This window comes from Acinetobacter baretiae (genome assembly GCF_015627105.1).
Taxonomy (GTDB): domain Bacteria; phylum Pseudomonadota; class Gammaproteobacteria; order Pseudomonadales; family Moraxellaceae; genus Acinetobacter; species Acinetobacter baretiae.
In genome coordinates, this window is the sequence record NZ_VTDM01000011.1 from 41,808 (window position 1) to 55,324 (window position 13,517).

At 38.1% G+C, this 13,517-nt stretch carries 11 protein-coding genes; 3 read left to right on the plus strand and 8 right to left on the minus strand.

The genetic code is table 11. The annotated features are described in order from the left end of the window. The first annotated feature begins 347 nt into the window (after positions 1–347). Positions 348–1,832 (plus strand): YifB family Mg chelatase-like AAA ATPase, encoded by a 1,485-nt coding sequence (locus I2F17_RS06005; RefSeq protein WP_211139335.1) that lies wholly within the window; start codon positions 348–350, stop codon positions 1,830–1,832. Positions 1,833–1,871: 39 nt separating this feature from the next. Here the strand turns inward: I2F17_RS06005 and I2F17_RS06010 are convergent, their stop codons facing one another. Beyond that, positions 1,872–2,654, minus strand: a complete 783-nt coding sequence (locus tag I2F17_RS06010; protein ID WP_211139336.1) for a TorF family putative porin — start codon at positions 2,652–2,654, stop codon at positions 1,872–1,874. Positions 2,655–2,959: 305 nt separating this feature from the next. Here I2F17_RS06010 and I2F17_RS06015 point away from each other — a divergent pair, with 305 nt between their 5' ends. After that, positions 2,960–4,255: an OprD family outer membrane porin gene (locus I2F17_RS06015; protein WP_211139337.1), complete on the plus strand. Its 1,296-nt coding sequence runs from the start codon at positions 2,960–2,962 to the stop codon at positions 4,253–4,255. Between the two features lie 71 nt (positions 4,256–4,326). Here the strand turns inward: I2F17_RS06015 and ppa are convergent, their stop codons facing one another. Further along, positions 4,327–4,851 (minus strand): inorganic diphosphatase, encoded by a 525-nt coding sequence (gene ppa / locus I2F17_RS06020; protein WP_196421724.1) that lies wholly within the window; start codon positions 4,849–4,851, stop codon positions 4,327–4,329. A gap of 233 nt (positions 4,852–5,084) precedes the next feature. Further along, positions 5,085–5,483, minus strand: a complete 399-nt coding sequence (locus I2F17_RS06025; protein WP_196421725.1) for an MAPEG family protein — start codon at positions 5,481–5,483, stop codon at positions 5,085–5,087. Between the two features lie 107 nt (positions 5,484–5,590). Here I2F17_RS06025 and I2F17_RS06030 point away from each other — a divergent pair, with 107 nt between their 5' ends. Then, positions 5,591–5,977 carry a hypothetical protein gene (locus tag I2F17_RS06030; protein ID WP_196421726.1) on the plus strand — a complete coding sequence of 129 codons (387 nt, stop codon included), beginning with the start codon at positions 5,591–5,593 and terminating at the stop codon, positions 5,975–5,977. Positions 5,978–6,015: 38 nt separating this feature from the next. Here the strand turns inward: I2F17_RS06030 and I2F17_RS06035 are convergent, their stop codons facing one another. The 5 genes from I2F17_RS06035 to I2F17_RS06055 form a co-directional block, all read right to left on the minus strand. Continuing rightward, the gene (locus tag I2F17_RS06035) at positions 6,016–7,686 is read right to left on the minus strand and encodes an AMP-binding protein (protein ID WP_196421727.1); all 1,671 of its coding nucleotides are present in this window, start codon (positions 7,684–7,686) and stop codon (positions 6,016–6,018) included. An 83-nt stretch (positions 7,687–7,769) separates the two neighbouring features. Then, on the minus strand, positions 7,770–9,989 hold the full coding sequence (parC, locus tag I2F17_RS06040; protein ID WP_211139338.1) for a DNA topoisomerase IV subunit A: 2,220 nt from the start codon (positions 9,987–9,989) through the stop codon (positions 7,770–7,772). 110 nt (positions 9,990–10,099) lie between these two features. Next, complete coding sequence (locus I2F17_RS06045; protein WP_211139339.1) at positions 10,100–11,302, minus strand: MFS transporter; 1,203 nt, start codon at positions 11,300–11,302, stop codon at positions 10,100–10,102. Between the two features lie 94 nt (positions 11,303–11,396). Next, positions 11,397–12,707 carry a niacin transporter NiaP gene (gene niaP / locus I2F17_RS06050; protein ID WP_211139340.1) on the minus strand — a complete coding sequence of 437 codons (1,311 nt, stop codon included), beginning with the start codon at positions 12,705–12,707 and terminating at the stop codon, positions 11,397–11,399. 51 nt (positions 12,708–12,758) lie between these two features. Then, the gene (locus I2F17_RS06055) at positions 12,759–13,400 is read right to left on the minus strand and encodes a trimeric intracellular cation channel family protein (RefSeq protein WP_196421731.1); all 642 of its coding nucleotides are present in this window, start codon (positions 13,398–13,400) and stop codon (positions 12,759–12,761) included. Positions 13,401–13,517: the final 117 nt, after the last annotated feature.

Consider the following 13,517-nt stretch of genomic DNA (forward strand, 5'->3'; position numbering starts at 1 on the left):
CATTTTATGTTCAAGTTTCGTGCCAATAATACAGCATCATGTTTTTAATTTTGCTTAAATTAAAGCGCTTTAATATTGAAATAATTGAGTTTATATGAATACTCTTATAGAGGAGTGTTCCAATCTCTTTGACTACACGCTTTATTTTTTTGGATTTATTCAATCACTGTCAGTTTTGTAGCACTTTAGCCTCGTGTGATCTTTTAAAATGTGAACTGTACAACACAAATATAAAAACATTTTTTATACTACCTCTCTAAGTGGCACAACAACAGTGCATGTTTTTTGCACCAAAAGTTAACATGATTTTTTATATTATGGTAAAAAAGCACTAAAATGGGATAAAAATGTCTTTTTCTAAAATTTACACTCGTAGCATTTGTGCACTATCTGCACCACTGATTGAAGTTGAAGTACATATCAGTCAGGGACTTCCTTCTCTCACTATTGTAGGTTTACCCGAAACAGCAGTCAGAGAAAGTAAAGATCGTGTACGTTCTGCGATTATTAACAGTGGTTTTACTTTTCCAAGCCAACGCCTCACCATTAATTTAGCACCTGCAGATCTTCCTAAAGAGGGAACACGTTTAGATCTACCTATTGCGATGGGAATTTTAATGGCCTCAGGGCAAATTTCATCTGAACAGGTACAAGATTATGAGTTTGTTGGAGAACTGGCTTTAGATGGCCGACTAAGACCTATTCGTAGTATGTTGACCATTGCCATGGCATGTCAAAAAGATCAACGTGCATTGATTTTACCGTTAGAAAATCAAGAACATATACAGCAACTTACATCACTTACTTGGTTTCCTGCCACAACGTTAAAAACAGTCTGTGAACACTTTTCAAATACAAAAAAACTCATCGAAGGTCAATCTATACCACTTCAATCACACACAGTACGTACATCAGATTTATCAGAAATCAAAGGACAAGCTGCTGCCAAAAGAGCACTTGAAATTGCAGCAGCAGGAGGACACTCTTTATTGTTTAGAGGCCCACCAGGCACAGGTAAAACGCTTTTATCTTCTTGTTTAGCGGGGATTTTACCTCCATTAAACTCACATGACATGCTAGATATTGCAAATATTTATTCCATTGCAGATCAGGCGTATATGCTAGGAACACGGCCCTTTAGAGCTCCTCATCATACCTGTTCAGCTGTGGCTTTAGTGGGTGGTGGAACACAACCAAAACCTGGGGAAATTACGTTGGCACACCATGGTGTACTGTTCTTAGATGAACTACCTGAATTTGATCGCAAAGTCCTAGAAGTATTAAGACAACCGATGGAAAGTAAAGAGATCACCATTTCAAGAGCATCTAGAAAAGTCACATTTCCAGCACATTTTCAACTGATTGCTGCAATGAACCCTTGTCCATGTGGCTACCATTTTAATCAAGATACACGTTGTCAATGCAGTATCGATCAAATTAAACGATACCAAAACCGTATTTCAGGGCCACTGCTTGATCGTATAGATTTACATATTGATGTACCACCAATCAGTTACAAAGACATGCAAGAACAAAAACCTGAAGACTCAACCACCGTACAACAACGTGTTTATCAAGCCTATAAACAACAGGTTGAGCGTCAAGGTATACAAAATCAATTATTAAATAACAATGATTTAGAAAAGTATTGTCCTCTAGATCAACATTGTCAGCGTATTTTAGAACTTGCACAACAAAAACTTAACTTATCGATGCGAGGCTACCATCGTGTACTACGTGTTGCTCGTACAATTGCAGATTTAGATCTTAAAAAAACCATTCAAACCAAACACTTATCTGAAGCATTATCATATAGAGCCCCTTTTGAATAAAAAAATACCCGTTAAAACGGGTATTTTTTAGCGTGTTTTTTAGAAACTCTTGGTCAAACTAAACATTGCACCTGCATCAACTGCACGATTTGCAGCACCTGTATACCCATCAATGGTAGAACCAACTGCATCTAATTCAGCGGTTAAACCACTAACCGCTTTAAAGCTATAGGTCACACCTGCTTTCCAATCTACAAAATTATCTTTAACACCATAAATGTCTTTATTAGATTTACTATACCCCACGCTTGCAACACCACCGAAGCCAGTATCTGCAAATGGTGCACTATAAGCTAAATTTACTGTCCAGTTTGTTGCATCATCGCCTGCAATTTCTGAAGTAGTATTACCCCCATATTTATATGTATATGCAACACTTGGAGTTAAGAGATCGCCTTTAATAATACTGTCTGCAAAAGTAAGTTTTGCATAAAACTCTGGATAGTTTAAATCACTTGCACTTGGGTAATTGTAATATGCCACACCAACATCTAAAGTTGGCTTAATCTGCCCCAATGTAATCGGTGTTGTAAACCCAATAGTTGGGTCTAGTTCCAAATGTGCCGACTTACCCTCTGAAACTGGTAAATCTACACTTGATGCAAATACATTAAAATATAGACCCGATGAATGCGCTAAGGTAAAGGTACCTTGCAATGCTGGATCGTTTTCTGTTTGAGATTGACCACGAAAACGATAATCTGAAGCAAGGGTTGCTGCACCACTAAAACTCAAGCCATACGCTTGTAGTGCATTGTCTTGCGCCATTACCACCCCTGAAGCAGTTGTAAGCAATGATAAAAGTACCAATTTTTTAATCATGTTGACATCCGTCTATAGTTTAACCACCTGACAAAAATAGCAAATACTACGCCAACAATACAATCTTTTAACAAAAATTACATTTTTTTATAAAGATTAAATAACTTGGTATAATTCTTGAATGATTAAAAGATGACTATTTTACTCAAAACATTGAAAAACACCTGATAAATTGGCCATTTATATTCTTTATATGGTAAATAAATTTGCAAATAACGTTTTCTTTGTTATAAGTTGTTTAGTCTTTCTGTTACCTTACTGTGTTTCGATTAGCTCAGAACTACAGTTCACCCTCGGGGATATAAATGCCAAAAATACACAAAAAACTGACACTTGCACTCGTTGTAAATGCTGCTTTACTCTCAACAACACTACATGCCAGCGAACAAAGTGAAGCAAAAGGCTTTGTAGAAGAGGCGAAAGGTTCTGTATTATTCCGTAATGGTTGGATTTACCGTGACAGAACGGATGGTCGTCAAGATACAAATTCTTGGGGTCAAACAGCGATTGTTAAATTAGATTCTGGCTATACCCAAGGGCTTGTGGGTGTGGGTGTGGGTGTATTGGGTGATTTTTCATTCAAAATTGGCCAAAACAACAAAGCGGGCAACCAAATGCTCAACATGATTGATGGCAAATCAGGTCGAGATCAATGGACTCGTGGTGGGGCAAACGTTAAAGCACGTATTTCAAATACCACTGTTGTATATGGTACACAATATTTACAGCTGCCTGTACTTGCAAGTAGTGACTATCGCTTAACACCTGAATATTTTACAGGTACTTTGGTGACCAGCCGTGAAATTAAAAACCTTGAATTAACCTATGGTCATTTCACGAAAGACCAAGATGTAAACCAAATTTCAAGCGATGGTAACCATTTAAAGCGTGCTGATGTCTGGGGTGCAAGCTATAAATTTACAGATGCATTGAGTGGTTCATATTTTGGTTCAAAACTTAAAGATGCTTTAGAACGTCATTACTTAAATGTCAATTATAAAATGGCTTTAGATAACAATGCATCTTTAACACTTGATGCAAGTGGCTATCACACCAAATATGATGCTTCTTTAAACTCACCTGATCCTTCAAAACGCATACTTACCTATCCTACAGGTTCGGCTGGTACTGAAAAGAAAAATAATTTATGGGCAACTTCTGCAACATATAACCAAGGCCCTCATACTGCGATGCTAACTTATGAGCAAAGTACAGGTAACGTTGGATATGACTATGGCATCGTAGGTGATGGTGGTGCAACACTTGCTGTACCAAATTCATTCTTCTCTGATTACAATGGTAATAGCGAAAAATCTATGCAAGCGCTTTACTCGGTTGATTTTGGTGAGTTTGGCGTACCAGGTCTTTCTTGGACAACCGCATTTTTATACGGTTGGAATATTAAAGTGGATGGTCAAACTAGCAAGGGGAAAGAACACGAATTATTTAACCAAATTAAATATACCGTTCAAAGTGGATTTGCTAAAAACCTAAGCTTCAAACTACGTAACTCAACTTATCGTACCAACGATGCGTATAAGTCTTATGCAGGTGACACTAGCGATTGGCGTGGCTTTATTGAATATACTTTAAACTTCTAATATGAAGTAATATATTCTTTCATGCATAAAAAAAACCTACACCTTCGTGTAGGTTTTTTTAGTTCTTCACATTACTTTGCTGCTTCAATGGCTTTGAGCACTTCTGCTTTTGCCACGTCTGCACTTTCCCAACCTGAGATTTTAACCCACTTACCTGGCTCTAAATCTTTGTAATGCGCAAAAAAATGTTCAATTTGACTAATCAATAATTGAGGTAAGTCAGTATATTCTTGAACATCTTTATATAAAGGTGAAAGCTTTTCGTGTGGTACTGCAATTAATTTTGCATCAATACCACCATCATCTTCCATTTTAAGTTTACCGACTGGGCGGCAACGAATCACTGAACCTGGGGCAACAGGGTGTGGTGTTACAACCAATACATCTAACGGGTCGCCATCTTCAGACAATGTATTTGGTACGTAACCATAGTTTGCAGGATAGAACATCGCTGTACCCATAAAGCGATCAACAAATAAAGCATCTGAATCTTTATCGATTTCATATTTAATAGGTGCTGCATTTGCAGGAATTTCAATAATGACATAAATGTCGTTTGGTGCATCTTTACCTGCGGGGATATTGTTATAGCTCATTTCAATACTCTATATGACAGTCAACGGATTACGTCATAAATTATACACTTACTACAATGATTTTTAACCGCTTTTTTAAGCACTCATATAGCATGGACAATGTATGACGTAGCTCTCGCCATACTATAGCCGATAAATCTATCTTTTTCTGTAGCCAATCACAGGTTAACAATACGATATGACACTTTATTGACAATCTGTCATTTTAGATCAACATCAAAACAACATACCTTTTAATTTAAACGAATCACTAAAATAAGTAATAAAATTGGACAGGCCATTGAAAGAAGCCAAACCACTGAGCGAAGCTTACCCCAATTGGCTAAATAGCAAATACCATAAATGATACGTAAAACAATATACATTGAGCCTAATTTGTAAATAAAATACTGATTTACCACCATATATTCTGCCATTAAGATAGCAGCAATAAACAAAGGCAAACTCTCAAAACTATTTTTCTGTACTGCATCTGCTCTTGCAGCAAGCCCTGTGGTTTGTGAAAGAAATTCTCTCGGATTAAGGTTGTCTTGTCCTTTAAAACCACCAATGACTTTTGCAACCACTGTAAACACATACGGGAGCAAACAAGCAATCAGAATAATATAAACCACTGCACTGATGCTTTGCATGATCATTATATTGTCATCTCAATGAAATTTATCTATGATTGACTATCATATCATGGCTTTTTCATGATTTTTTCGGTTAAATATAGCAATTTGTATATGGAAAAAATATGTCTAAGCAAAGTCAAGATGAGCTGCTTCATGCTTTAAAACAACACAATAATACACAGAAAAAATTAGATCGTATTTTATATATTGTCTTACCCATTGTTTCATTTTTAATCAGCATGATTTGTGCTAACTTAAATTGGCAATCGACTCTCGCAACATTTTTGATTCTCTCTGTTGCTCTCATTGCTGTGAGTATTAAACGCCTTCCTTTACTCATCGGAATGATCATTGTTGCTGTATATTGTGTAATCGACAACATATTTAGTTACGGTACATTCAAACTCAGCCCGTTTAAAATGCAAGCAGGTACAATGATTAGCTTTATGGTGATCATCTACTTTGCACGTCCTCGCCTAGATCAACTTATGCGTAACTCTCGGCCATAAAAAAGACCGAATATATCGGCCTTTTTAGGTCTATTGCTTTATTTACGAAGTTCTTTACGCAAAATTTTTCCAACATTTGATTTTGGTAATTCATCCATAAATTCTACATATCGAGGACGTTTGTAACCTGTCAAATGGCCTTTGGCATATGCAAGAATTTCTTCCGTTGTCAAAGATGGATCTTTTTTGACGACAAACAATTTGGGTGCCTCACCTGATTTATCATCAGGTACACCAATCACTGCCACCTCTAATACTTTCGGATGTTGCGATACTACCTCTTCAATTTCATTCGGATATACATTAAAACCCGACACCAAAATCATGTCTTTTTTACGATCTACAATTTTGATATAGCCTTTTTCATCCATAATTCCGATGTCACCTGTTCGAAAAAAGCCATCTTTGGTCATGACTTGTTCCGTTTCATCGGCACGTTTCCAATATCCTTTCATTACCTGTGGGCCTTTAATACAGATTTCACCTTGTTCACCCAAAGCCACTTCTTTACCCGCATCATCTAGCAAAGCCACATCTGTGGTTGGTAATGGTATGCCAATCGTGCCTGTAAATTCTTGTGATATTGGTGGATTAAATACCACCGCAGGAGAAGTTTCTGATAGTCCATAGCCCTCATGAATAATAATACCTGTATGCTTTTTCCATGCTTCTGCGGTTGCAGGAAGGACAGGCATACCTCCACCAACAGCAATTTGCATTTGGCTATGATCAAGCTGTTTGAAGGTTTCATTATGAATCAGTGCATTAAACAATGTATTTACTGCAGGAAATAGAGTCGGTTTAAATTTACCAATTTCTTTTACTAATGCAGGCAGGTCTCTTGGATTTGGTATCAGTAAATTGGTTGCACCTTGGTGCAATGCGTATAATTCACACAATGTAAATGCAAAAATATGATACAGAGGCAAAGCCGCTAAAAAGCGATATTCTACATGTGGTAAGGTTCTAAATTTACTGTCAAAAAGATTGCTAATTTGCAGTATATTTGCCACTAAATTACGGTGTGTAAGCTCTGCGCCCTTAGACAGTCCTGTTGTACCACCTGTGTATTGCAGTAATGCTGTATCGTTTAAATTCAGGGCTGGGCGCTTGTACTGACTTGGGTTAAACTGACTTTGTGCATCACTAAAAGATACTGCACCAGGAATATTCCATTTAGGAATTTGCTTACGAATGGTGCGTAAAACAAAATTGACTACATTGCCTTTAATAAAACCAAGCATGTCACCTACAGTTGCAACCACCACATGTTTAACAGAAGTTTTGCCGATAATTTTTTCGTATACAGCCGCAAAATTTTCAATAATAACCAATGTATCTACATCTGCATCGTTAAGCTGATGCTCTAACTCTCGTGCAGTATAAAGTGGATTTACATTCACCAATACACACCCTGCACGCAATACACCTAAACTCACTACAGGGTATTGCAATACATTCGGCATCATAATGGCGACACGATCACCTTGTTTTAAACCAATTCCTTGCAAGTAACATGCAAATTTACGACTTTCTTCTTCCAATTCTGCATAAGAAATGGCTTTATCCATAAAGATAAATGCATCTCGTGAGCCATATTTTTGAAAACTACTTTCAAAGAGATCGAGTAAAGACGTGTTTTCTGGAGGTAATTTAATCTCATCTTGAATCCCCGTTTTATCAAACTCACCCAACCATCTCTTTTCCATAATTTTACTCACTTCATGTCCAAATACATATATTGCTGTTTAGCAGTTTATATTTTCATCTACTTATTTTTACCATGATCACATCAAGCTAAACAGAACAACTGATGTGCTTTTTGGTAGCCTCTTGGTAAAATATGTCCTTTACTGGCACGCTTAGCAATATACTTGTGTAAATCGTCCGCTTTTAATTTCAACTTTTGCTGACCTGCTGTTACTTCTAACGTTGCTGACAAATTTAAAAGTTGTACGGCAACAATTGTGTCTTGTCCATCTAAAGCCATTAATTTATTGCCTTTACCTTTATTTAGCATTGGCAATTCTGCTAAATCGACAAGAAGTAAACGCCCAGCTGAACTTAACAGCGCCAAATGCGTCTGTTGCTGTACAGTTTGAAGTGGTAATACTTGTGCATTGTCCGAAAGAGTTAAAAATGCTTTACCCGCTTTTGCATTTGTATCGAGTGCCTGTGCTTTGGTTTTAAACCCAAATCCTGCCGTGCTTAATGCAATCAACATTTGTTCATCATCTGCAATCAACAATTGATTAAAATGTACGCCTTGCGCAGGTGTTAACCGTGATGTTAGTGGCTCACCTAACCCTCTTGCTGAAGGAAGTGTTGATATACCCAAAGCATAACTTCGCCCCGCATCATCAATCACATACACTCTTTGATTACTTTTTCCTGAAGCATGACTTAAATACTGATCCCCTGCTCGGTAGTTCAGTTTCTCTGCATCAACTTCTGCACCTTTTGCAGATCGAATCCAACCTGCTTGTGACAAAACGACCGTCACCGCTTCAGCAGGTATAAAATCTTGCTCTTTTAATTGTACTGCATCGGCACGCGTCACTAAAGGTGAACGACGATCATCACCAAAGCGTTTAGCATCTGCTTTTAACTCACCAATCATCAGGTTTTTTAATGATTCAGGATTTTCAAGCTGTTCTTTGATGATTGCTGCACGTGCTGAAAGCTCATCTTGCTCTTGTTTAATTTCCATTTCTTGTAATTTAGCAAGGTGGCGTAATTTAAGCTCTAAGATGGCTTCAGCTTGTGTATCATCTAAATGAAAGCGTTGCATAAGCGCAGGCTTAGGCTTATCTTCTTCACGAATAATTTGAATCACTGCATCTATATCTAAATAAGCAATGAGCAAACCCGCCAAAATATGTAAGCGTTTTTCGATTTTATTTAAATGATATTGCAAGCGCCGTGTGACCGTATTTTTTCGTATTTCAATCCATTCAAGTAAAATTGTTCGAATCGACTTTACTTGTGGCCGACCATCTGCACCAATCATATTTAGATTAACACGATAACTTGTTTCTAAATCTGTAGTGGCAAATAAGTGACTCATCACCTTGTCTGCATCAACGCGATTAGAACGTAAAACAATCACAATACGAGTTGGGTTTCTATGGTCAGATTCATCTTTAATGTCTAATACCCACGGCAATTTTTTTGCCTGCATTTGATCTGCAATTTGAGTAATGACTTTTGATCCCGACACCTGATAGGGCAAATGTGCAATAACGATCTCATTTTTTTCTAGAGTATAGATTGCACGCATGCGGTAGCTACCACGCCCCGTCATTTGTATTTTGAGTAATTCTTCTTTTGCAGTAATAATTTCAGCGTGTGTTGGTAAATCTGGAGCAGGAATATACTCTGCAACTTTAGCATCTGTTAAATGAGGCTGACGAATCAGTGCAATTGTACCTTTGACCACTTCACGCAAATTATGTGGTGGTACATCGGTCGCCATACCTACAGCAATACCTGTGGTGCCATTGAGTAAAATATTAGGTACACGTGCAGGTAAATTAATGGGTTCTTTCATTGAACCATCAAAATTATCTTGCCACTCACATGTGCCTTGTCCCAATTCAGACAATAATAGCTCACTATACTGCGACAGCTTTGCCTCTGTATAACGCATCGCAGCAAAGGATTTTGGATCATCAGGCGACCCCCAATTGCCTTGGCCTTCGACAAAAGGATAACGATAGCTAAACGGCTGTGCCATAAGCACCATCGCTTCATAACATGCTGAGTCGCCATGCGGATGATATTTTCCAAGTACATCGCCCACTGTACGAGCAGACTTTTTGGGTTTACCGCTGTTTTTTAATCCAAGCTCACTCATTGCATATACAATACGGCGTTGTACAGGTTTGAGTCCATCACTGATATGTGGCAATGCACGATCCATAATCACGTACATGGCATATTTTAAATATGCTTGCTCGGTAAATTCGGCAAGAGAACGATTTTCGGTGGCATGCGGATGAAGGTTAGACATAAGAACAAGGCCAGTATATTACTTTTAATCTCAGCCTATGCTAGACCGTGCTGTGCAAGCGATCAAGCATTTGTTCTGTTGTTGCTTCTTTTTATTGCTTTTATCTGCAATTATACATTTTTTACCGTAGGCTTGGTCTTATAGAGTAGATACGCCATGAGTAATACGGCAAAGACCGTAATCACACCTGCAACGCCATAAACATCTCGTATACCAATCAAAGGAATAAGAAGTCCTGCCATTGGACCAATAAACATCAGTGCAATATCTAAAAAGGCATTGTAAACCCCAAGGGCCGACCCTCTATTTTTTGCTTCAACTTGTTTTACTGCTTCAACACCTAATGATGGAAAGACCAAAGAGAATCCTGCACCAACTAAAAAGGCACCAGCATACACCACACCAATATGCTCTCCGCCCCAAATTAAAAACAACCCAAGTGCTTCTACAACAAACGACACCATACTGACTTTTATGCCACCAAACTTAGGAATCATTTGACCAAATATAAGACGAATAATCACAAAACCTGCACCAAAAACACTCAGTGCATATGCAGGGTTGGGCCAACGTTGCTCTGCAAAATATATGGTAATAAAGGTAGACAACACCCCAAAACCGACTGTACCTAAAGCCAACGCCACACCAAAGATCCATACTCTAGAAGCAACTTTTAAAAAGGCAATTTTTGTATCTACTTTCACTTTTATTTTTGGCTTACGATATGCCAATATAAAACCCAAAATAGCAATAAGTAAAGTACATACTGCAAATCCATACGCAGGAATTTTACTGTCTAGATATACACCCAATGGTGCACCAAATGCCATGGCAGAATACGTTGCAACACCATTCCATGAAATGACACGAGATGTTTCACTACGATCAACTAAATTCATGCCCCATAAGGTTGCACCTGTACTTGTAAAACTTTCACCCGTACCTAAAAACAATCGACTCAAAATAATCAGAACAATACTTACCGTGGGATTCGATAAAAATAAAATTGCAAAAATACCCAACACACCACTCATTGCACAACAGGCTAAACCCATCAGTACAACTGTACGGGCGCCTAAAGAATCAGCCAACTGCCCAGCTTTTGGTCTAAATGACAGCGTTGCCACATATTGCACACTAATCACAATTCCTGCCATAAATGAGCTAAAACCCAGTTCTTTATGTACAAGTTGTGGGAGTACTGCCAAAGGTAAACCAATGGACAAATACACCATAAAAGTAAACATAACCACAGAAAGTATGCGTTTATTTAGTTGAAATGTTGATAAGTGGGCAGATGAGGTGGTAGCCATGCAATAATATGAAATCTTCGTTTTTTAGGATGTAACTGATTATAAATCAATCTGACAAAAAGTTCAGCTTTCAGATACAAAACAATAAGCAAGGCTATTGTAAAGGTTGACCCTTTGTTTCTTTACCCAACACACCTACGGTAAGCGCCACAGCAAGCATCACTACAGTAAACATCATAAATACATATTGAAATGCATGCTCAAAGACCATCATTTGTGTCACTGCCATTGGTGCTAAAATGCCACCAATACGCCCAATGGCCGCAGCCCAACCTGCACCAAACGCACGGATGTGTGTAGGATATTGCTCTGGGGTATAGGTATATAAAACGCCCCATGCACCTAAATTAAAAAATGACATCAAACAGCCCCAAAACATAATCTCTTGATTACTTTGTGCTTGACCAAAAAAATAAGCACACACAGCACATAAACCAATCAGACCTGATAAGGTCATTTTTCGTCCTAACCGTTCAACCAACCATGCAGCAACGGCATAACCTGGAAGTTGAGCTAAAATCATCAATAAAACATATTCAAAAGACTTTACAATATCAAAACCTTGTTTCACCAATAAACTAGGCAACCATGTAAAAATACCATAGTAAGAAAAAACGATACCGAACCAAATGAGCCATAACATGGCTGTTGCACGACAAAAATCTTTTGACCACAACTGTTTAAAACTTGTTTTTTGATGTGGCTGAACAGCAGGCTTGATTGCTTCGGTTACAACAGGTACCCCTGCTTGGTGTTCTAAACGCTGTATAATACGATGTGCTCGTTCAATGTCACCACGTTGAATCAAATACGGAATAGATTCTGGGATTTTTTTCCAAATGACCCAAATATAAAATAAAGGCAGTCCACCAATTAAAAATGCAATATGCCAACTTAATTGCGGGATCAAAAAATAAGACACCAGCGCTGCAATCAACCAGCCTAACCCCCAAAAGCTTTCGAGCAATACAATAAATCTTCCGCGCACTTGTGCTGGCATATACTCGCTCACCAATGACACAGCCACGGGCAATTGCCCCCCTAAACCAATACCCACAATAAAACGAAATAGCAAAAGCCAACTCAAATTGGGTGCAAAAGCACAACAGGCTGTTGCAATACTATATACGGCTAAAGTCAACATAAACATGACCTTACGCCCAAAACGATCAGCCATCTTTCCAGATAGAATCGCACCAAATGCCATACCAACAAAGCTAATACTGACAATCAAACCACTTTGTGTGGGGCTCAATTGCCAATCTTTAATCAGTGTAGGTAAGATAAATGCGATGATCCCTGTATCCATGGCATCAAACATCCATCCCAAACCCACCACCCATAGCAAGGTATAATGAAATTTACCAACAGGTAATCGCTGTACCCGTGTAATCAAATCTGACATGCATTTGTCCTAAACACTGATTTATTTTTAGAATTCAGTTTCATTATTGAATTAATGATCTCGAGAAGATGCCGATTGATCATCATCATCTTGATAGATAAATTTTGGCATTTCTAAACCAAAGTAGATTGCAATGACTCGTAGACTAAATCCAAATACCAATGTCGTCACCACTGTCCATTCAAGCGACATTCCTAACGACATACATAGCCAATAACAAATCACAGCCACAAAAGAAATACTGGCATACAACTCACGGCGGAATACTAAAGGAATATCATTACATAAAATATCACGTAAAATTCCACCTGAAACCCCTGTCATCATCCCTGCAACAGCAGATACAACAAATCCATGGCCTAAATGAATGGCAATTTGACAACCGATAATGGTGAAACCAATTAATCCCAAAGCGTCAAGCAATAAAAATATAGAACGTAAATGCTTCATCCAATTGGCAATTAATATGGTAAATAAGGCAGCACAACAGGTCAGTACTAAATATTCTGGATGCTTTACCCATCCCAAAGGGTAATGACCAAGTAATACATCTCGCACTGAACCCCCACCCAATGCCGTGACACAAGCAATTAAAATGACCCCAAACCAGTCCATACTACGACGCCCAGCAGAAAGTGCACCTGTCATGGCCTCTGCAGTAATGGCAACAATGTAAATAATGGTCAGTAGCATACCCTTTCCTTTTAGGGGCTAAAATAGGCGCTATTTTACAGAACTTATAAGCGATTCAACTTAAAAAATAAAATTATTTAGTCTTATCATTTCAATGCATTGCTACAATAACCATCA